Annotated in this window: 23 protein-coding genes and 1 tRNA gene; 11 read left to right on the top strand and 13 right to left on the bottom strand. The window is 33.8% G+C overall.

The genetic code is table 11. From position 1 onward, the window contains the following. Positions 1–22 precede the first annotated feature (22 nt). Complete coding sequence (locus RBU59_RS25700; protein ID WP_308145324.1) at positions 23–706, top strand: hypothetical protein; 684 nt, start codon at positions 23–25, stop codon at positions 704–706. 3 nt (positions 707–709) lie between these two features. Further along, positions 710–1,252 carry a tyrosine-type recombinase/integrase gene (locus RBU59_RS25695; RefSeq protein WP_308145323.1) on the top strand — a complete coding sequence of 181 codons (543 nt, stop codon included), beginning with the start codon at positions 710–712 and terminating at the stop codon, positions 1,250–1,252. A 177-nt stretch (positions 1,253–1,429) separates the two neighbouring features. Here RBU59_RS25695 and RBU59_RS25690 read toward each other — a convergent pair whose 3' ends face one another. After that, positions 1,430–2,047, bottom strand: a complete 618-nt coding sequence (locus RBU59_RS25690) for a helix-turn-helix transcriptional regulator (protein ID WP_308145322.1) — start codon at positions 2,045–2,047, stop codon at positions 1,430–1,432. Between the two features lie 115 nt (positions 2,048–2,162). Continuing rightward, positions 2,163–2,528, bottom strand: coding sequence for a hypothetical protein (locus RBU59_RS25685; RefSeq protein WP_308145321.1), 366 nt, complete (start codon positions 2,526–2,528; stop codon positions 2,163–2,165). A gap of 724 nt (positions 2,529–3,252) precedes the next feature. Between RBU59_RS25685 and RBU59_RS25680 the strand changes: the two genes are divergently transcribed. The 3 genes from RBU59_RS25680 (at position 3,253) to RBU59_RS25670 (ending at position 5,557) form a co-directional block, all read left to right on the top strand. Then, positions 3,253–3,549, top strand: a complete 297-nt coding sequence (locus RBU59_RS25680; RefSeq protein WP_308145320.1) for a hypothetical protein — start codon at positions 3,253–3,255, stop codon at positions 3,547–3,549. Next, entirely contained in the window at positions 3,497–4,102 is a 606-nt protein-coding gene (locus tag RBU59_RS25675) for a hypothetical protein (protein ID WP_308145319.1), read from the top strand. The genes RBU59_RS25680 and RBU59_RS25675 overlap by 53 nt, the downstream gene beginning before the upstream one ends. Positions 4,103–4,237: 135 nt before the next feature. Continuing rightward, entirely contained in the window at positions 4,238–5,557 is a 1,320-nt protein-coding gene (locus RBU59_RS25670; RefSeq protein WP_308145318.1) for a tyrosine-type recombinase/integrase, read from the top strand. Between the two features lie 195 nt (positions 5,558–5,752). Here RBU59_RS25670 and RBU59_RS25665 read toward each other — a convergent pair. The 3 genes from RBU59_RS25665 to RBU59_RS25655 all read right to left on the bottom strand — a co-directional run bounded on the left by RBU59_RS25665 (position 5,753) and on the right by RBU59_RS25655 (position 7,628). Continuing rightward, positions 5,753–5,824: transfer RNA gene (locus tag RBU59_RS25665), tRNA-Gly, on the bottom strand. Positions 5,825–5,941: 117 nt separating this feature from the next. After that, positions 5,942–6,709: a nitroreductase family protein gene (locus RBU59_RS25660; protein ID WP_308145317.1), complete on the bottom strand. Its 768-nt coding sequence runs from the start codon at positions 6,707–6,709 to the stop codon at positions 5,942–5,944. A gap of 55 nt (positions 6,710–6,764) precedes the next feature. Further along, positions 6,765–7,628, bottom strand: coding sequence for an AraC family transcriptional regulator (locus RBU59_RS25655; RefSeq protein WP_308145316.1), 864 nt, complete (start codon positions 7,626–7,628; stop codon positions 6,765–6,767). A 348-nt stretch (positions 7,629–7,976) separates the two neighbouring features. Here RBU59_RS25655 and RBU59_RS25650 point away from each other — a divergent pair, with 348 nt between their 5' ends. Together RBU59_RS25650 and RBU59_RS25645 are read left to right on the top strand one after the other, a co-directional pair. Next, positions 7,977–9,740 (top strand): ABC transporter ATP-binding protein, encoded by a 1,764-nt coding sequence (locus tag RBU59_RS25650; RefSeq protein WP_308145315.1) that lies wholly within the window; start codon positions 7,977–7,979, stop codon positions 9,738–9,740. Continuing rightward, positions 9,733–11,526, top strand: coding sequence for an ABC transporter ATP-binding protein (locus tag RBU59_RS25645; RefSeq protein WP_308145314.1), 1,794 nt, complete (start codon positions 9,733–9,735; stop codon positions 11,524–11,526). Before RBU59_RS25650 ends, RBU59_RS25645 begins: the two co-directional genes overlap by 8 nt. 168 nt (positions 11,527–11,694) lie before the next feature. Here RBU59_RS25645 and RBU59_RS25640 read toward each other — a convergent pair whose 3' ends face one another. From RBU59_RS25640 to RBU59_RS25630, 3 genes are read right to left on the bottom strand one after another with little or no spacing between them, the layout of a single operon-like run. After that, positions 11,695–12,321, bottom strand: coding sequence for a DUF4825 domain-containing protein (locus tag RBU59_RS25640; RefSeq protein ID WP_308145313.1), 627 nt, complete (start codon positions 12,319–12,321; stop codon positions 11,695–11,697). Next, a complete protein-coding gene (locus RBU59_RS25635; RefSeq protein ID WP_308145312.1) occupies positions 12,311–13,039 on the bottom strand; it encodes a permease prefix domain 1-containing protein in 729 nt (242 codons plus the stop codon). The genes RBU59_RS25640 and RBU59_RS25635 overlap by 11 nt, the downstream gene beginning before the upstream one ends. After that, on the bottom strand, positions 13,032–13,379 hold the full coding sequence (locus RBU59_RS25630) for a PadR family transcriptional regulator (RefSeq protein ID WP_308145311.1): 348 nt from the start codon (positions 13,377–13,379) through the stop codon (positions 13,032–13,034). Before RBU59_RS25630 ends, RBU59_RS25635 begins: the two co-directional genes overlap by 8 nt. An 887-nt stretch (positions 13,380–14,266) precedes the next feature. Here RBU59_RS25630 and RBU59_RS25625 point away from each other — a divergent pair. Together RBU59_RS25625 and rsgA are read left to right on the top strand one after the other, a co-directional pair. Then, a complete protein-coding gene (locus tag RBU59_RS25625) occupies positions 14,267–14,488 on the top strand; it encodes a hypothetical protein (protein WP_308145310.1) in 222 nt (73 codons plus the stop codon). Then, positions 14,460–15,533 carry a ribosome small subunit-dependent GTPase A gene (gene rsgA / locus RBU59_RS25620; RefSeq protein ID WP_308145309.1) on the top strand — a complete coding sequence of 358 codons (1,074 nt, stop codon included), beginning with the start codon at positions 14,460–14,462 and terminating at the stop codon, positions 15,531–15,533. Before RBU59_RS25625 ends, rsgA begins: the two co-directional genes overlap by 29 nt. A gap of 302 nt (positions 15,534–15,835) precedes the next feature. Here rsgA and RBU59_RS25615 read toward each other — a convergent pair whose 3' ends face one another. From RBU59_RS25615 to RBU59_RS25600, 4 genes are read right to left on the bottom strand one after another with little or no spacing between them, the layout of a single operon-like run. Further along, the gene (locus RBU59_RS25615; protein ID WP_308145308.1) at positions 15,836–16,033 is read right to left on the bottom strand and encodes a hypothetical protein; all 198 of its coding nucleotides are present in this window, start codon (positions 16,031–16,033) and stop codon (positions 15,836–15,838) included. 21 nt (positions 16,034–16,054) lie between these two features. Next, entirely contained in the window at positions 16,055–16,729 is a 675-nt protein-coding gene (locus RBU59_RS25610; protein ID WP_308145307.1) for an ABC-2 transporter permease, read from the bottom strand. Beyond that, on the bottom strand, positions 16,729–17,586 hold the full coding sequence (locus RBU59_RS25605; protein WP_308145306.1) for an ABC transporter ATP-binding protein: 858 nt from the start codon (positions 17,584–17,586) through the stop codon (positions 16,729–16,731). Before RBU59_RS25605 ends, RBU59_RS25610 begins: the two co-directional genes overlap by 1 nt. Before the next feature lie 55 nt (positions 17,587–17,641). Further along, entirely contained in the window at positions 17,642–18,010 is a 369-nt protein-coding gene (locus RBU59_RS25600; RefSeq protein WP_308145305.1) for a GntR family transcriptional regulator, read from the bottom strand. A 208-nt stretch (positions 18,011–18,218) separates the two neighbouring features. On the opposite strand from RBU59_RS25600, the gene RBU59_RS25595 reads away from it, so the two are divergent. Both RBU59_RS25595 and RBU59_RS25590 read left to right on the top strand, forming a co-directional pair. After that, on the top strand, positions 18,219–18,431 hold the full coding sequence (locus RBU59_RS25595) for a helix-turn-helix transcriptional regulator (RefSeq protein ID WP_308145304.1): 213 nt from the start codon (positions 18,219–18,221) through the stop codon (positions 18,429–18,431). Continuing rightward, a complete protein-coding gene (locus RBU59_RS25590) occupies positions 18,424–18,747 on the top strand; it encodes a hypothetical protein (protein ID WP_308145303.1) in 324 nt (107 codons plus the stop codon). Before RBU59_RS25595 ends, RBU59_RS25590 begins: the two co-directional genes overlap by 8 nt. 342 nt (positions 18,748–19,089) lie before the next feature. Here the strand turns inward: RBU59_RS25590 and RBU59_RS25585 are convergent, their stop codons facing one another. Beyond that, positions 19,090–19,500, bottom strand: coding sequence for a hypothetical protein (locus tag RBU59_RS25585; RefSeq protein ID WP_308145302.1), 411 nt, complete (start codon positions 19,498–19,500; stop codon positions 19,090–19,092). Positions 19,501–19,576: the final 76 nt, after the last annotated feature.

The raw sequence follows: 19,576 nt of genomic DNA, 5'->3' as shown, positions 1-19,576 counted from the left end.
TATTCGAAAGAAGGGTTTCGCTATGTTAAATTTAGATAAAATGTTGAAAGAAGCAATTAGTCGTGATATCCTAACTGTATCAGAAGTGGATGATATGTTAAAGATGACACGTAAAAAATTAGTAGAACAAAAGCATCCATATGCAATTAATAGCCGTACGAATGGCAGAGTAATTACAACAGTAAGGGAGGATGGCAAGCTTAAGCAGATACCCGCAATAACTATGGAAGACATGTTTGATAAACTGTATCTTTTTTACTATGAGAACAAGAAGAAATTGACCTTAAATGACTTATTCCCAGAATGGAAAGCAGAACGTCTAAAGGACAAAAGTCTTAATATTAAAACTGTCAAACGTGATACTGAGCATTGGAACAAGTATTACAAAGAGCATTCTATCGTATATGTGCCGATTTCGAAACTGACCACCAAGATAATGAATGATTTTTTTAATTCTACTATTACCAAATTTAATCTTTCTAACAGAGAATACAACAACATGAAAAGCATAATGATTGCACTAATGCGGATTGCTATCGATGAAGAGATTATTGTGGAAAATCCAATGAACGGAATCTATATCAAGTCAAAATTCCGGGCAATCAGAAAGAAAAGTGACGGTTCTAAGTTATATCTGAATGATGAGTTTGATACTTTAGATACCCATCTTGAGAATGAAAGCACAATTGAAGCATTATGTATCTGATTAATGTTTCAACTAGGTGTTCGCATTGGAGAGGGTGTTGCACTTAAATTCTCTGATATTGAGTATGGAGAGATAGCTATTCAGAGGATGGAGGAAAAGGTACTTGTCTTTGACGGAGAGAATTTTAAAAGTGACGGAGTCCACATAGTGGAACATCTGAAAAAGGAAAACGACTCAGAATATCGTTATATTTCTCTTACTGATGTAGCAAATGAAGTCATAAGAAAAGCAAAAGAGCTTAATCCTAATGGTGAATTTATCTTTGAAAGAAATGGTGAGCGATTAACTGCAAGAGCGGTAACCTATTGGCTTAGTAAATATTGCAGAGATGCAGGAATTACATACAAGAGTCCTCATTGCACAAGAAGGACTACTGCAAGTCGCTTGAGTACGAAAGGAATGCCTCTTGATAAGATTCGGGATATGCTTGGACAAGTTGATGAGAAAACAACCCTTGGCTACATTTACAATCCCAATACAGAACAAGAGAACCTTAATATCATGAATGAAGCTCTGAAAAAGAGTGATAGAAAGAACATAAAATAGTAGTGCACATACGGTGCACATATCGTTGCAACAAAAAATCCCTTGAAAATCAAGGGATTTCGTAAGCGCGAGACGGGATTCGAATTCTATCCCCTCGTAAAAATACTGATAGAAAGGGACTTTCCAGCACATCCATTTTTAACGTACTCAAGAGGGTACTCAAAAAATATTTGCTTTTCATTCAGCCCATTGCATTTGCTCATGGGGAATACCCATCTTCTTGCATTCTTCGCACACATCTTGCTTTTCTATACTATTCCCTATAGTGTATTTTAGAATTTTATTACGGAAGACAATAAACTTAATATTCCCCGCTTTAAAATCAACAAACCAATTTCCGCCTTTTGCCTCATCTGATATAATTGCTTTTGATAGCAAACTTGGAAAATCTCTATTTGTCGAAGTAAAAAAAATAACAGTCCAGTATTTGGGATTGCCTTGAGTCTTCCATATTTCAACTTTGTTGATTGTAAGGTAATCAAGTACCAAATCATTTTCTATACTTTCTTTAATAAGGACGCCTTCATATAAGCCTGCACTGCCATTGAGAATAGTACTGTTTCCACATGTATGAATTTCTTGTGCGTCATCAATTGTCAAATCATCTTTTAACAAAACATCTATAGAGACCTGAAAAATTTTACTCAGTATCAATAACTTGTCAATATATGGTAATGCTATATCCACTTCCCATTTAGATATACATTGTCTACTAACATTACAAATTTCCGCCAAATATTCTTGTGAATATCCATATTTCTTTCTTAATATTTGAATTTTTTCGGATAGTTTCATTCTTATACCAACCTTTTGTTTTAATAGCAAAGCTCTGTTAGATAATTATATTGGTATTAACTCATTTGAAGGAGGATGACATCCTACTTCTTGTTTATTAGTACATCTTTAAAAATCAAACATGTAAAGGTATAGTCTCTAAAAAATATCTATCAACATTAGCTACCTTAACACCATACTCAATCATTTCATTCCAAGTATCATCTCTCAGTGATGATATAGAAAAGAATTTACCTGGTAGCACAACATATAATTGATTATCGCTAAAAGCATGAACATACCATGTAAGTTTTACCTCATCCTTCAGTATGTTTAATAGTTCCTCAATATTTTCATCTGGTACATGGTACTCATTTATATGCCATGTTGCATATTCGTCCTCTGATACATTTTCAATTCTTTGTGAAAAGAAATAAGGTTTTACTAAATTTAATGTTTTTTTACTTTTTAAACTTTCCTCAATTATTCCTAATCTAAACATCATATACCTCCTATTATACTAAACTAATATTGCTGGTCTATCCCTAAACTGCCTTTGATATATCATAAAAACCCCCACTTCCTAAGTCCTATTATAGCTCAACGAGAACATACGTTCAATACAAATAATATTATCTGACAGAGCTTTTTCATTAAGTACCTCATAGAAATAATAGAATATTGTATATATCATTATAATAAGTCCATCAATTAACATCTACCAACTTATAAGTTCATTTTAGCAACCTGCAAGTGCACAAATTATATATTTTATTAAGCGCTAATTCTTTTGTTTCTTCCAGCCAATCCCAATTACGGTTACACATCACATTTATGTATGGGTAAACGGTTATTGGATTTTTTATGCCATTTTTTCAAATATCGAACAAGTGATTCAATCATATTCTTAGCATCAAAGACGAAAGGAGAAACAAACAAATTGAGTTTTGTTAATTTATATTAACAAAACAAAATGAGTTGAAGGATGAAAAAACATCCTTGTACTTAATTATCATCTCAAAGGAGATTTCACCATGCGACTCCGCCAAAGAAGCATGGTAGGGAATGAAAGAACCCTTTATTACTTTTCTTTCTGGAACACAAAGTGTTTCGTGGCAAAAACAATCGTCCATAAGATTGTATAAATAAGAGTGGGTTGTGCTTAGCTTTAACAGATACCCATTGATTATGTTTTTATTCACGAAATAAGTGAGAAAGGAATTATTATGTCACACAAGAATAAAAAATCTCTAGTTGACCAAGTGAAACAAGCTTTGGACAGTAAGCTTGCAATTGGTCGTTCCAAACACCAGGATAAGCTTTCTGAAAATGAGAGAAAAGAAATTACATCGAATTATATCTATAGCTGGGAAACCTACCATAGTTATTTAAAACATGGTTGCTATTTTGTTCTCTGGTGCAAAGAAAAATATCGGTGTAAAACCTTAGAACAATGCAGAAGCCATGTTGATGAATGGCTGGAAAGCCGTAAAGCTCTCTCTGCAAGTACGCAGAAATTATGAAGCAAGCTCCCTCGCCAAGATCTTCGGATGTTCTACCGCTGAATTTATAAAAACAGATGAGAGATTAAGAGTGAATATCAAAAGAAGTCGTGGGACCAAGAAACGGGATTCACATTTCTCAGAAACAAAGAATAAGGAACTTGTTGAATTCTGCTGTGCCACGGGATTAAGACGTGCAGAACTTTCTGCTTTGATGGGAAACTGTCTGAAAGAAGAAGATGGGAAGTATTATATTATCGTCCGCTCTGGTTCTAAGGGTGGGAAATATCGTGAAGTTCCTGTGATTGAGAATAATGACTTGGTTATCCGTAAAATGAATGAGGCAGGGGATAAAAAGGTCTGGAATAAGATACATAATGCAGCGGATATTCATTCCTACAGGGGTGATTATGCAACAGCTATCTATCTTGCGAATGCAAGACCGCTTGACCAGATACCGAAATGTGACCGTTATTATTGCCGGAAGGATAAGAAGGGCGTCTGGTATGACAAAGAAGCGATGAAAATCACTTCAAAAGCACTTGGACATAACAAGAATCAGCGTCATTGCTGAACATTACCTGAATAATGCTTTGTTTTCAAAATAATCTTGCATATTTAAATTGAGGCATAGAAACAAAAATAGCAAACAAAATTTTAAAAATGATAACAAACAAAAATGCCATCTTATTCTGAAGTGAGGCATTTTATGAAACAAATCAATCTTGAAGAGAAAAACCTTTTGAAAGAATACTTTACCTGCGGTACAATGAAGTCGGATGAGCTGGAAAGTATAGTGAAAGAAATGAAGAAAGAAAAAGTATTACAGAAGCATCCATATCAGATAACACCACCAATTAAAGATGGTGGACGCTGGATGACCTATATCCAAGATACAGAGGTGAATAAGAGGGTTAAAATAACTTCTTACACCGAAGATGGGATATATCAGAAACTATACAATATTTATTTTCCAGTAAAGAAAGAAACCTTGGAAATTCTGTATCCGCTATGGGTAGAGAAGCGTAAGGGAATGAATTTGAGTAGCAGGACGATTCAAAGAAACCGCAATCATTGGGAAAAGTATTATGAAAAAGCTAAAATTATTAGAAAATCCATTGACAGAATCACTGTTGATGACATCGAGGGTTTCTTTCATGGCTGCATCAGTGAATATGATTTGACCAAGAAAGAACTGGACAATATGAAGCTGATTTTCAAAGACCTGATGAAATATGCCAAGAAAAAAGGATTAATCTTGTCAAATCCATATGATGACGTCGAAATCAAGTTGAATGGCTGCAAGCCGCCGAATAATCCGAAGGACGAAAGTCGGGTGTATCTCCCAGAGGAAAAGGAAAAACTATTTCGACAACTGAACAAGCGATTAATGCAGATGCCATATGAGACGGATGCCTATGTGGTATTTCTTCTGTTCAAGCTTGGTCTTAGGATAGGTGAGGCGGTTGCTCTTAAATGGTCGGATATTGATTGGGAAGCCAGAGAAATACATATTCATCGGATGGAAAGTCGTGTTGAAGATGAAAACGGGAAACTCAAAGTAGCTATCTGTGAGTATACGAAGAAGAAAAGCCCTGCTGGTGACCGGTATCTCCCTTTAAGTGATTATGAAATTAATCTGTTTCAGACGGTTAAGCGTATCAATGAGGAAGCAGGGTATTCGGATGGTGATTTTATCTTCTGTGATAAAGAAGGTAGAACCAAGATTCGTGAGGTCGATAACTGTATCCGTGCTCAGTGCAGACGTGCAGGAATTGAAGTCAAATCTACTCATGATATTCGCAGAACGGTAGCATCTGAAATGAGAAGAAAAAAAGTGGAAATTGAAGACATTCAATGGTCTCTTGGTCACAATGATGAAGCTACCACTCGTACCTACATACTGAATAACCAAGGAAAGCAGAAGACATCAAGACAGATTGTGAATGCTCTTTCGGGTATGAACGGAAGCGACGTACTCATGCGTACTCAAAACTCCAGAAATGAAAAATCGCCAGAAGCCTTTTAAATAAAGAACTTCTGACGAATTAAGTTAAGCGCGAGACGGGATCCGAACCCGCGACTCCTCGCAGCGGCATTGCTCTGCAAAGCCGCCGGAGAATGCTGGCGCATTCTCCTTAAGTCTATTCTCGTATGAGTTCAATTCTTGTCTGGTATTTGAATAAAAAAAAGGACTCTTCTAACGAAGAATCCTTTTTTATTAAGCGCGAGACGGGATTCGAACCCGCGACCCTCGCCTTGGCAAGGCGATACTCCACCACTGAGCCACTCGCGCATATCATGTGTTTTTATTTTTTTGTGTTTCTCTCAAGCACATGACATAGTATAATATAATTTGAATGGTTTGTCAATACTTTTTTAATTATTTATTTAATATATTTTTTTCATGAAATTAACACACTTTGATACTAATAACATAATCATTTTTCTTAAAAGCAATGCTGCTGATATTATCCAGATGAATCACCTTAACATCTACCCACAGTTCTTCTGCTGTTACCAGGAGATGTGCAAGACATATACCGATATCAATTAATTTGATTTCGTTTAAAACACCGTTTAAAAACATATTCTTTTTACAGAAGATATGAATTCGGTTATCATAAACCACTAATCTCCAAGGCTGGCTGTTCATACTGGATGGAGACAGACGTGCTGCCTGAATCATAGTTTTAATATTCCGGTTTACTTCGCTTTTAAAAATCGCGATATCATCCATCGGTAGACGTTTTGCTTTATCGGAGGAACGGTATACCTCATTCTCTGCTTTACCGAAAGCCAAAGTAATGACATATTCCAGTTTAGAACCATCCTGTTTCACTTTCTTGGGTTTTAGCATACCCAAATAACAGGAGCCGATCCCTTTCGCAGTCAAATACAACGAAATCTGCTGGAGCAGATACCCTGCATTCATCTGGTAACCGGATACATTTTCAGAATATAGAGTTAGATAATGAGGTGCTCTGTATGTTAATGCACCACTAAAATTCTTTTTCATATCCGAATGATTCATTATTTTATATTCAACAATAATACCCTCAAATAACTTAAGTGTATTATCTGCGAAATCCATAATATTATCAAGTGTCGATTGTTCCAAAGGTTCTGTCTTGTATTTTCTTACTGTTTTTCTAACAAATATTGCTTCATATAAATTCATAGATGACTCCAATTCCACGCTTAAATAAATATCTTTTAACTACATTTGTTTTGGATCAGGCATGCTTTTCCAAAGCAATCTTCTTGTAATAAAGAGGTGATATACCATAGTATTTCTTGAATAACTTGCTGAAATGGTAAACATCTTCATATCCCACACTATTGGCTATGCTCTTGATACTGCCGCCCTCTGAAGTAAGCAATATATCTCTTGCTTTTTCCAACCGGATTTTTATTAAGTAATTAATCGGTGATTCACCGGTTTCCTCTTTAAAAATCTTAGAGATATACACTGGACTCAGATACATATTATGTGCAATTTGATCTAAAGATATCTTGTTTTCATAATTTTCATTTAAATAATTTATTATCTTTTTTACAGCATAACTTTTATTATAGGACTCAAAATTACAGCCTTTCTGATTATTATCCTGGGCTTCCGTTATATCACGAATCATTAATAATAAGATCTGTATTAAATGCGCTTTTAACATAAAATATTTGCCCACCTGGCAGGATTCATTTTCAGCCAGCATTTCAAAACAGTGCCTTGAAATATCCTGCTTTATTTCAGAAGTGGTATGAAGGATATATCCTCCATCTCTTAAAATAATAGAATTAGGAGGCATATTTTTAAAATGAAAATCTGTAAAACCTGCAAAAAATTCTACGGTAGGTTCTTTGGGATTAACCAGTATATTTTGATGTTTTATTCCCGGATTGCATATAATGATATCCCCGGCTTCCACATCATACACGTTCCCCTCTACTAAATACTTCCCCTTGCCTGATAATATATAAGTTAATTCAGTAAAATCATGATCATGATAGACAGATTCCGTTATCATCTTCTGCTTACTGGCAAAAAATATGGTTGGATTTAAGTCATTATAGGTTATATCAAATTGATGCTGGCACATACGATACCCTCCTCATCTTTGCTAGCAAGAATTATACCTACGACAATTAGTCTGTGACCTGCTGACAGGTTTGGTATTCGTTGCTTTAGAACTATAATTTATTATAACACCTTTTTACCAATTGAAAAACACATTTTTTGTACTATTTTATCTTTTTTTATTTCGGACTTATCTTAAATAAAATAAATTATATACTATAAAACACTGTTAAATATTTAACGAAAATTTTCCCTATTATAACATTTGACATGTTTTAAATAACAAAGTACATTTTAAAAATATTTTATAATAATATAATGGAACAGAATCGTAATGACACAGAAGAAAAAAGGGGAGGACATTTTATTTATGACTGCTATACAATGGTTTTTTTCATTTTTGAAAAAATACCGGCTCAATTTAATTATTGCACTCATTCTGGTTACCATCGCATCCGGTCTTACTATTATTAACCCATATATTTCCGGTATTATAGTGGATGATGTAATCAAGGGGGGACACAAGGAGTTACTGTTACACTTAGTATTACTCCTGATTATTACCACACTGGTAAGGTCCATTATTCGATATACATATTTATATATGTTTGAGACTACTTCCCAGAAAATGCTCTATACTATGCGTGATTATGTATATCGACGTTTTCTGGAAGAAGATTTTACCTTTTATAACAAAAACCGTACCGGTGATCTGATGTCCAGACAGACAGGTGATATGGATGCAATCCGCCACTTTGTGGCTTTTGTAATCTATTCCATCTATGAAAATGCATTACTGTTATGCTTTGCACTGATAATGATTTTTACGGTTGATTACCGCTTAGCTTTGTGTATGATCGCGGTAATGCCGATTACCGTGTTCATTACTTCAAAGCAATTAAAAGCGATTAAACCGGCTTTCCATAACATTCGTAAGCACTTTTCAAGTTTAAACACCGCTGTTCAGGAAAATGTCAGCGGTAACCGGGTCGTAAAAGCTTTCGCAAAAGAAGATTTTGAGATAGAAAAATTTAATAAAGAAAATGACGGATACCGTGATGCAGAATTAAATGCTGCTGCAATCTGGCGCAAATATGTTCCTGTGTTTGAATTTCTATCCAGCTCCCTGACTTTCATTCTTTACTTAGCAGGCGGTATTATGGTGGTAAAAGGCTCCATTACCCTTGGTAAACTGGTTACGGTAAGCGGATACTTATGGATGTTAAATAATCCTTTAAGAATGGCAGGCTGGCTGGCCAATGATTATCAAAGATTTGTAACCTCAGTTGAGAAAATATACACTACCATTAAGGAAGAACCCGTTATTAAGACTCCAGGAAATGCAATCGGAAGTAAGCGTTTAAAAGGAGAAATAGAATTTAAGCATGTAAATTACCGTGCTGAAGATGACGTAATCTTAACGGACATTAATTTTAAAATACAACCCGGTCAGACAGTAGGTATCATCGGAGCGACCGGTTCCGGTAAATCCACACTGATGAATCTATTATGCAGATTCTATGATGTAACGAACGGTCAAATAACAATTGATGGAATTAACATAAAAGATATGGATTTATATCGTTTGCGAAGTAATATCGGTATGGCTATGCAGGATGTATTTTTATTTTCAGATACCATCGAGGGTAATATTGCTTACGGGAATCCTAACTGCACCATTGAGGAAGTAAAAGAAGCTGCCAGAATTGCGGATGCGGATGCATTTATACAAAATATGCCCGACGGATATGACACCATAGTCGGCGAACGCGGTATGGGACTATCCGGCGGACAAAAGCAAAGAATCTCCCTTGCAAGAGCCCTGCTTAAGAATCCATCCATAGTAATACTGGATGATACGACATCGGCTGTAGATATGGAGACAGAAGCTCATATTCAGAATGAATTAGGCGCTCTATCCAACCGCACCGTATTTATTATTGCTCATCGTATTTCTTCCATTAAAGATGCGGATGTCATTCTGGTACTTAATAACGGCAAAATCGTAGAATCCGGTAATCATGACAGCCTCCTTGCAAAGAAAGGATATTATCATACCGTATTTAACCATCAATACGGAGAATTTGATAAATACTTAAAGACAAAGCAAAAAGGAGGAAAATACAATGGCTAGAAATAAATATGATATTGATGAAACTCTCCAGTCCGAATTCAGCTTTGAACAGTTAAAACGGCTTTATGCCTACATTAAACCTCATAGAAAAGATATGACCTTTACGATTATCCTGATGATAATATCCAGTGCTTTAAGTATGTTTACCCCAAGAATATTAATGACCATCATGGATGATTACATACCAAATAAAAATATAAGAGGAATTGTAGCAATCAGTTTACTCCTGCTGCTGTTCAACTTAATTATAGTAGTATTTCTACGTATGAAGATCCATATAACTACCAGATTAGGACAGAATATCATTCATCAGATCCGAAGTGATATTTTTAATCATTTGCAGGAACTGCCCTTTTCCTATTATGATGACAGGCCCCACGGTAAAATACAGGTACGTGTTGTAAACTACGTTAACAGCTTAAGTGATCTGCTTTCCAACGGTATCGTAAATACAATAACAGACTTATTCAGCCTTTTCTTTATCGTTGCATTTATGCTGTCCATTAATGTCCGACTCTCCTTAATCTGTTTATTGGGACTGCCGGTACTTATGGCATTGATCTTTATCATCAAGAAGAAGCAAAGAGTTGCCTGGCAGATTTCCAGTAATAAGTCCTCCAACTTAAATGCTTACATAGCTGAAAGCATTAACGGAATCCGTGTTACCCAAAGTTTTGTTAGGGAACAGGAAAATATTAAAATATTTAACAGCTTAAGCGGTAACTACAGTAAAGCCTGGATGAATGCGGTCCGTTTAAATTTCCTTTTATGGCCGGCTATTGATAATATATCTATGTTAACAACTGCCGCTATATACATTCTGGGTGTTTCCTGGATTGATAATCAGATACCCGGGATAACCATTGGTGTATTAATTGCATTTACCGGTTATATAGGAAGGTTCTGGGCACCGATTAATACGCTTGCAAGCTTTTATAATTCCTTATTAACTGCTATTTCTTATCTTGAGCGAATCATGGAAACCATCGATGAGCCTGTACTGGTTAAAGATATGGAGGGAGCTGTGGAAATGCCTCCGATTAAAGGTACGGTAGAATTTAAAGATGTGTGTTTTAGTTATGAAGACGGCATCCGTATCTTAAATAAAGTCAGTTTTATAACAAATCAGGGTGAATCCTTTGCAATCGTTGGTCCCACCGGTGCCGGTAAATCAACTATTATCAATCTGATCAGCCGTTTTTACAACTTAGATTCCGGCGAGATCTTAATTGATGGAATCGACATCAGTAAGGTAACCATCAAATCTCTGCGTAAACAGATGGGTGTCATGCTCCAGGACAGTTTTATTTTCTCCGGTACGATTATGGATAATATTCGTTATGGTAATATGGAAGCTACGGATGAACAGGTAATGGCTGCTGCCAGAACCGTATGTGCTCACGATTTTATCATGAGTCTGGATAATGGTTATTACACCGAAGTAAATGAACGGGGAAGCCGTTTATCGGCAGGACAAAGACAGTTAATTTCATTTGCAAGAGCTTTACTGGCGGACCCTAAAATCCTGATCCTGGATGAAGCCACCTCCAGTATCGACACGGAAACGGAAATCCTGTTACAGGAAGGTTTAAGCAAACTGTTAGTGGGAAGAACTTCTTTTATTATAGCCCATAGACTTTCCACCATTAAAAATTCTTCCTGTATTCTTTATGTGGACGGCGGAAGCATTCAGGAAATGGGTAACCACGAAGAATTGATGAAGCTAAAAGGTTACTATTATGATTTATTTGTCTCCCAATATGAGTTTTTAAATGAGAGTAATTAATAATTAATTCAGTAAGTTTACATTTTCTAACGATATATTTTCACCACCTAAAATAAAGCATACTAAGAAGAGTATTACTCCTCCTGGTATGCTTTACTTAAAGAAAATCAAGAAATCTATGATAAATAATGACTTTTGTTATTCTTTCGAACCTTGTATCTGAGGATTTTAGTACGTTTCTATCGCAAAAATATTCATACTGTTATTTACAAACTCCGAATCTTTTAATTTATCCTGGACCAGTACACTCCAATTCTTTTCCGTCAGTAACTCTGATAACTTCACGGTATATAACTCTTCAATCATATCCCTTGTTACACTGTAGTTAATATCGGTAAAGTTATAATTTATCTTCTTTAAGTTATCAATCAGGGCAAATGCAGCTGTAGAGTTATAGATTAAGTCTTTAAAAACTTCATCCTGATAAACTTGATTCTGCTTACCGTTACTATCATTCGTTTCATCCTCCTGCATTTCTACACTTTTTTCACCTACCTGAAGAAATGTATCTTTATAATAAATCACTAAGGTCAGTTCATCAGATAACAGTTGGAACGTCCGGTCAACGGTCATGGGCAGATTATTATATAAATTAATGATATTCGAAGCATCTCCCATATAAGGACTTTTATAAGGCAGGATACTGTTTAAATTATGGGTAACGGCATTATATTGTGCTTTATTATATTCCATCTCTTTTCTTACACTATCTGGAATAATAATAAACCTCACAACGATATATAAAATAGCACCCATGATAAGCAACACATTAATAATCCGGTTTCTAATCTTCATACTGATCACCCGTTCCATTCTTAAGTAAGACTTTATAGATATGGCTTATGGCAATTGGGATTAAAATTGTGATAAAAGGGATATAATACTGGATCGCCAGCTTTGCAAACTGGTAAGGCCCGGCTATTTTTATCGGTCTGAAAAACCATATATTGCTGGCAAAATTTATTCCGGTAATCAAGAATATATTCACCAGGATAAACACTCCCCATAACAACCAGATTGCTTTTTTCCATTTTAGATAACTTTCAACTGGCAAAGCACTAACAATATCGTTGTTCTTTGCTTGTTTATTCTGAATTGCATAATAAATGCAGGTAATGATAACAGCTAAAAATAACAATGTATTAAGAAGTGAGAATCTATGAAAAATCATCACCGGTGTACTTAAGATCCAGGCGATGATAAGATACATTAAAATTATTTGCAGCCTTTCTAATCTAAATCTGCCGGCATAAAATAATTTGCTCTCTTCTACCAATCCGTCAATACTGGTAATACTGCTCTTAACTTTTAGCAGCGCTTCTTTTTCACTCATTCCCTGATTCATATAATCCAGCCATTTTGCTTCCAGATTACTAAATATCTCTTCTTTTAAATCAGCGGTTTTACTACTGTTTTTATGTTTTTTAAATAAATGATCCACGTAAGTTTTCAGCTCTTTTACATTATAATTCTGTGCCTCATTAGTATGTTTCATCTTATTAAGGTCATACATGGTCCTGCCCCCTTTGAATCAATCTGTTAATTACTTTCACAGCGGTATTCCAGGCAGTTAACGCATTCTCATAAAAAGATATGCCGCTGTTTGTTATTTTATAATATTTACGTCTGCCCCCCTGCGTTTCATCTCCCCAATAACTGCTGATATAATTCAGTTTCTCAAGCCGTTTCAGACTGGTATAAAGGGAGGGTTCTTTTAATTCATATTCACCGTCGCTGTTTTTAAATATTGCCTTTATGATTTCATACCCATAATTATCACCATCTAATAATACTCTTAATATGATTGTATCAATATGACCGCGAATTAAATCGCTGCTGATAAAGTCTCCCATCTGTTCACCTCCGAATTACATCTTATCAAATATTACTATGTGTGTCAATGTACTATTTCACAAATATTTAATAACGTCTTTATTTATCATATTTTATAATGCACAAATGCTAATTAAGTCAGGCTAATATTATTGTATAACAAATAAGAAAAAGCTGTGTAATATAAAATGATAAATATCTTCTGAAATATTAATAAAAAATCCTCCCTGATAAATAAATAAAAAACCTTAATGTAATGTATATAAAATACCTTTTCTGTAAATAATAAATACTTTTCTGTAATATAATTAAATATCTTTTCTGTAATATAATTAAATACCTTTACTGTAATCTAAATAAAAAAATCTTGACAATAATAATAAATGTATTTAGAATAAAATATTATATAGTGTAATTTAGTATATTTATAAAATGTACTTAAAACACTTGGAGATTGAGTCCTCAATTTCCCGAAAGGAGTTGTGTTTATTATGACTTTAGCTTATATGGTGGTTTATTCTTAAACTGAATATGAGCGGAGCATAACAGGAGAATCAGAGTTACGACGTATATTCTAACTTTATTTTCTTTTAACAAAATAAATTAATTTGTTGATTGGATTTCCTTATTCAATTTTCTCATTTATTGGGTTTGCAGCCCTTTATTTTGTTTGCTCTGCACTTAACCTTTCGTGGAATGTATTTTAAATATGAATTCTTTTGTATAGTAGTATATTGACTTTATACTATCTTTTAGATTCATCATACTTTTTAATATAACAGACACGCGAGTTGACGTGTTTTTTTTGTGCTCATTTTTATGTATTAAGGACACCCGCCTTATATGGCTATCTGCATTTGCAAGCAAATTTCATTATTATTAAAAATAACTGACAGGAGGTATTAGGATGAGAGTACATTTAATTTTAGAAAGGTCTGACAACATGAACCTTTCCCTGTTATATCCAAGCAGGTTCGCATCTGCTCTTAAGATTATTAATATAGCAGTATCCTATCTGCTTTTTAAAGGATATGACATGGATGTAACCAGGAATAACAACTATATAAAATTTAAAAAATTAAAACTTGGAGGAATTATAAATGATCAATTTAACAGATTATGGATATAACGATATTTATGAAAGACAAATTACAGAAGAAGAAAAAGACGCCGGTTTGCAGCCTGCAAGAGTATTATCCGTGCAAAAAGAAACGTATCGGCTTATATCTTCTGCCGGAGAAAATAACGCCAAATTAAAAGGTTCCATCTTTTATCAGGATTCCAAATACCAGACCTATCCTGCTGTAGGGGACTTCGTTTTAATCAAATATAACCCAATGGGTGATGATATTATTTATAGGGTTTTAGAAAGACGCACCAGTTTTTCCAGGTTAAATCCAACTCTGAGAAATAATGTAACCGGCGCCAGTGAACAGATTGTAGCTGCTAATTTTGACTACGTCTTTATTATGGCATCCCTTAATTATGACTTTAACGTAAGGAGAATGGAACGGTATCTTACTACCGCCTGGCAAAGCGGAGGTACTCCGGTAATTCTGTTAACCAAAGCGGATCTGTGCGAAGATTACAGCGATATGGTTGCAGAAATAGAAGCTGTGGCCCCTGGTATGGAAATACATGTAATCAGTACCTATACCGGATTCGGTATGGACACCCTGAATAAATACCTGAAACCGGCTGCTACTCTTGTATTTCTTGGTTCTTCCGGAATCGGTAAGTCCTCTCTGGTAAACGCTCTGGCGGGTGAAGAACTGATGAAAGTAAATATGATCCGTGAGGATGACAGTAAGGGGCATCATACTACCACCTATCGTCAATTATTTAAATTGAATAACGGTGTTCTGATTATCGATACTCCTGGAATGCGTGAACTGGGTATATGGGCCGCAGATGAGGGAATAGGGGAAACCTTTGCTGATATTGAAGTTTTGACTTCCCTATGTAAATTTAGTGACTGCAGCCATAATAGAGAACCCGGTTGTGCAATAAAAGCAGCTTTGGAAGATGGTACTCTGACTCCGGAACGATATAAATCTTATATCAAGCTTAAAAAGGAATCACAGCACAGTGCAGATAAAGCTGCATATTTAAAAGCGAAAACCCAATTCTTTAAAAACGCTGCGAAAAACCATCGCTCATCCAGGAAATCTTAAACATACAAGAGGATAATTGTTTTGAATTAAGGGATGCTCCCTAAAATGTTCAATAATTCAGGCAATTACCGAACTATTTCATTTTTTGATTTTACCATACAGCTAATACGGTTCCTTACAGTGGTTTTTATATTCCTATTCCGCTATGAACATGTATTAGTTGTTGTATGGTATATCTGCCATTTCTATTCATATCACTGAAAGTAGGTGATCCAAAATATGGCATCGTGAACAATAAGCCGTTTATGAAACCTTTTCTAAATTGAATTACAGGCAAAATAATATATTATGCTTAACTGATATTAATTTTCCTTTTTATACAAAATTATTATCAACTGAATTACTAATAATGGATTTAATATAAAAATAATTCCATACACCAATTTGACAAATAGCGAAATGGTAATTTCCCCCATAAGGCCATAACCTATCGCTGTTGATAATGCACTAAATATGTATACTAAAATGCATAAAACTAACTTCCATGTCTTACCTTTCATCTCATATCCTCCTTATAACTTTTATCTTCTCGGCTTCTTGAGCCCTCGATTTATAAGTCTTTCAGACTTTAATCTTTCTGAACTGTAAGAATAATAAACGGATAAAATTTGCTCTGCGCAGATACTTAAGGCCAATATAATCATACAAAATACACCCCAGCCTAAAACACCTTTTATTCTAATTATACTACTTACTGCTTTATATCCACCCATAACAACAACCGCGGATATCATATAAGCAACTATAGTAAATAGTTCCAATTTCTCCGATGATTCTTCAATTAAGCAATTTACTATTATTAGTGATGTACCTGAGCATAAAGATATACTTATTCCCATTAAAACAACCTGTTCTACAACCGCTAACTTTCCACTTTCTATAAATAAATAAGGTAAAGAAAGGATGATACCCAGCAGACTTCCTATAATGGTTAGTAATACTAATAATATATACTTCGACATAATTACTGTATTTTTTTTTACTGGCAAAACAGTAACATACTTAGACCAACAAACACGATTATCAACTCTAAATGTAGTAGTAATAAGAGTACTTAATATCAAAACAGGAATAATCCCTATTATTACTTCTTTTTTGGTTACAAAACAAAAAACAAATAAGCATATCAAAATAGCACCATATGTTTTTAAAACTCCTCTTATATTATAAAAATCTTTTAAAAGTAACCCTTTCATCAATTATCCTCCTTAGCCAAAAGTAACATTATCTCATCAATTGTCGGTTCTTCATATACCAATCCTTTTTTTTCGCAATAATAACGTAAATCTGATTTTGCCAGAGTTACTACTCCATTTTCAGATTTTTTACTTGCTATAATACTATTCTTATCTAGTTCTTCAAACTCTATATTTTTGCATCGAATAATGATATTATTGTACATCAGGATATCTTTCTCTTCTGAAAAAACAATATTACCTTTATCTATAAACGTTATATAATCAGCTATTTTTTCCAAATCAGTTGTTATATGTGAAGAAAGTAATATGCTTCTCTTCTCATCCTGAACAAATTCCATAAATATCTTTAATACTTCATTTCGCATAATCGGATCCAAAGCACTTGTAATTTCATCTAAAATCAATAGTTGTGCTCCATGTGACAATGCTACAGCTAAATTCAATTTTATTTTATTTCCTCTGGAAAGTTCTTTAATTTTTTTATTATTTGGAATATCTAATCTTTTTAGGTAACTTTCATAGGTATCACTATTCCAATTTTTATATATTCCTTTGAAAACTTTGTTAATTTCCCATGAATTTAATTCATCGGGCAAACAATTTTCATCATAAACCACACCAATATTTTCTTTCTCCCTCAAATCCAGTTTATTGTGTTTCTTACCAAACAACTTAATATTACCTGAATTTAATTGCTGAATATTTAAAATAGATGATATAATGGTAGTTTTGCCTGCACCATTAACACCTATCAGCCCCATAATACTTCCCTCAATTAAGGAAAAACTTACATTTTTTAATTCAAAGGTTTTATATTTTTTTGTAACATTGTTGATTTCCAAAATATTTTCCATATCTCTACCTTTCAACTTTACATGCTATGCTCTTTTATAATTAAATCAGCATCTTTTAATCAAATAATATCTCTATTAATTTTATAACATCATCTTTTGAATATCCTCGCCGTTTTGCTTCCAAAACCAACTTTTCTGCATGTGATTCAAAAATTTGTATCTGTTCGTCTTCAATTTTATTGAAATATTCACACCTTACATAATTTCCTTTTCCTTTTACCGATTCAATAATCCTATCCTTTTGAAGGACATCATATGCTTTCTGGACGGTTAATATACTAACTCCTAAATCCTTTGCCAACCCTCGTACAGATGGTAATATTTCACCTTCTTTTAAATCTCCTTTTAATACTGCATCTTTAACTTGATTTCCAATCTGTTCATAAATTGGAACACTGCTTTTGAAGCTTATTAATATTTCCATTAATTACCTCCTTCAATATATAACAGTATATAACACCATATAACACATGTCAATATACTATTATTTAATACTACTTATAAATCCGGTAAAAAAATATAGAATAAATAAATACCCTTAAATTAGCGTATTTAACTATTGACAAAATGTAATCTGTTGATTACAATACAGAAGTAATCAACAGATTACATTTTGTCAAGGAGGTAATACATTGATACAGAATCGGATTAAGGTCTTAAGAGCAGAACGTGATTGGACACAAGCTGATTTAGCTGAAATGCTAAAAATTTCCCGCCAGGCGGTTATATCAATTGAGAAGTACAAGTATACTCCCTCATTGGAATTAGCTTTTAAAATTGCAGAAGTATTTAATGTTTCAATTAATGAAGTTTTTGAACACAGGGAGGGCAAAAACGTTGAATGAACAAACTATTATTTTATTTTTTCTTATTGTTTTTACTGGTATTACTCTTTCTCTTTATCTGTGGAAGGCTAAAAAAGAAGTTGAATACAAAAAAGACGAACGTTGGCAACTGATCCAGAATAAAGGGAATAATGCAGCGAATTTTTCAAACTATATTCTTATAGTCTTAATAGCGATTGGAGATATCGTATCGATATTTTCTGATATTCAAACTACCTTTACCTTTAATCGTGTTTTGATTTATGGTCTACTTTTCATCGGTTTTCACAATGCGATAGAATTTTTTTCATTATTATATTTTGATAAACGACTGTAACTTCTGGAAACCAATAGAATGTAAAAGATACCTCGCTCAAAGACAGAGTGTGTAGGATAAAGTAAGTTTTAGATATTTTGGAATCTTAATTAATTAATTAATAAATCCATGAATTACTGTAAAGGCTGGAATCCTTGCCTAAACTATGGTTCATGGATTATTGTTTGTCATTTATTACAAATACTATCAATAATTTCTTAGTTTTCAATTTTAATCTTATAATTTATTTTTTTCACTTCATTAATAAAATCTTCCTTATTCTGAATAAATACTTAGTCCTAATTTCGAAATAATAAGCATAATAGCCCCAGATTTTGAGTTTCTTACTTATTTCAAGAACTATCATTTAGATGATGTTTTCCATCCAGTGCTCAGATATTCATCTAGCTTATCGTCATCCAGATATGTCAACTCAGTTATATTTCCGTTAGTATCTCTTTTTGTTATCACACCTCCTACTCCTGCTTCACAATGATGTTCAGTCCCATAAAATGAGCCATCGGTTGCAGTGTTATCTACAAAGCATTTAATAGGATTGTTATTAAAATATAATTGATTTTCATTAGAGTTATAGCTTAAACCATACTCACAATATGGCTTAAGTGATTCTTCGACCTCTTTATAAATGCTTTCATTAATAAGTTTATGCATCTGTAATTCTTCTTCAGTTAGATTTTGTGAATAATTCATATCTGCAACATCTTGTGTTTTCTCCATTTTTTCATTGGCTGCATATGAATTAGAGTAAACCATACTCCCGTAATCCCTAAAGTTTGTTTTTACATATATACGAGTACCTTAGATTAAATTCGTTACAATTTTTCATTTA

Origin of the sequence: Anaerocolumna sp. MB42-C2, from assembly GCF_030913705.1 — a bacterium.
GTDB lineage: Bacteria > Bacillota > Clostridia > Lachnospirales > Lachnospiraceae > Anaerocolumna.
This window is presented reverse-complemented; position numbering and strand designations above follow the sequence as displayed.

Excerpts from the sequence above, each read along its gene's own strand:
- RBU59_RS25640 (WP_308145313.1), bottom strand. The coding sequence starts at position 12,321 with ATGAAGATTAGAAACCGGATTATTAATGTGTTGCTTATCATGGGTGCT.
- RBU59_RS25675 (WP_308145319.1), top strand. The coding sequence starts at position 3,497 with ATGAATGGCTGGAAAGCCGTAAAGCTCTCTCTGCAAGTACGCAGAAAT.
- rsgA (WP_308145309.1), top strand. The coding sequence starts at position 14,460 with ATGATCAATTTAACAGATTATGGATATAACGATATTTATGAAAGACAA.
- RBU59_RS25625 (WP_308145310.1), top strand. The coding sequence starts at position 14,267 with ATGAGAGTACATTTAATTTTAGAAAGGTCTGACAACATGAACCTTTCC.
- RBU59_RS25685 (WP_308145321.1), bottom strand. The coding sequence starts at position 2,528 with ATGTTTAGATTAGGAATAATTGAGGAAAGTTTAAAAAGTAAAAAAACA.
- RBU59_RS25670 (WP_308145318.1), top strand. The coding sequence starts at position 4,238 with ATGAAACAAATCAATCTTGAAGAGAAAAACCTTTTGAAAGAATACTTT.
- RBU59_RS25690 (WP_308145322.1), bottom strand. The coding sequence starts at position 2,047 with ATGAAACTATCCGAAAAAATTCAAATATTAAGAAAGAAATATGGATAT.
- RBU59_RS25600 (WP_308145305.1), bottom strand. The coding sequence starts at position 18,010 with ATGGAAATATTAATAAGCTTCAAAAGCAGTGTTCCAATTTATGAACAG.
- RBU59_RS25655 (WP_308145316.1), bottom strand. The coding sequence starts at position 7,628 with ATGTGCCAGCATCAATTTGATATAACCTATAATGACTTAAATCCAACC.
- RBU59_RS25610 (WP_308145307.1), bottom strand. The coding sequence starts at position 16,729 with ATGAAAGGGTTACTTTTAAAAGATTTTTATAATATAAGAGGAGTTTTA.
- RBU59_RS25630 (WP_308145311.1), bottom strand. The coding sequence starts at position 13,379 with ATGGGAGACTTTATCAGCAGCGATTTAATTCGCGGTCATATTGATACA.
- RBU59_RS25645 (WP_308145314.1), top strand. The coding sequence starts at position 9,733 with ATGGCTAGAAATAAATATGATATTGATGAAACTCTCCAGTCCGAATTC.
- RBU59_RS25585 (WP_308145302.1), bottom strand. The coding sequence starts at position 19,500 with ATGGTTTACTCTAATTCATATGCAGCCAATGAAAAAATGGAGAAAACA.
- RBU59_RS25605 (WP_308145306.1), bottom strand. The coding sequence starts at position 17,586 with ATGGAAAATATTTTGGAAATCAACAATGTTACAAAAAAATATAAAACC.
- RBU59_RS25615 (WP_308145308.1), bottom strand. The coding sequence starts at position 16,033 with ATGAAAGGTAAGACATGGAAGTTAGTTTTATGCATTTTAGTATACATA.
- RBU59_RS25680 (WP_308145320.1), top strand. The coding sequence starts at position 3,253 with ATGTCACACAAGAATAAAAAATCTCTAGTTGACCAAGTGAAACAAGCT.
- RBU59_RS25660 (WP_308145317.1), bottom strand. The coding sequence starts at position 6,709 with ATGAATTTATATGAAGCAATATTTGTTAGAAAAACAGTAAGAAAATAC.
- RBU59_RS25650 (WP_308145315.1), top strand. The coding sequence starts at position 7,977 with ATGACTGCTATACAATGGTTTTTTTCATTTTTGAAAAAATACCGGCTC.
- RBU59_RS25695 (WP_308145323.1), top strand. The coding sequence starts at position 710 with ATGTTTCAACTAGGTGTTCGCATTGGAGAGGGTGTTGCACTTAAATTC.
- RBU59_RS25635 (WP_308145312.1), bottom strand. The coding sequence starts at position 13,039 with ATGTATGACCTTAATAAGATGAAACATACTAATGAGGCACAGAATTAT.
- RBU59_RS25700 (WP_308145324.1), top strand. The coding sequence starts at position 23 with ATGTTAAATTTAGATAAAATGTTGAAAGAAGCAATTAGTCGTGATATC.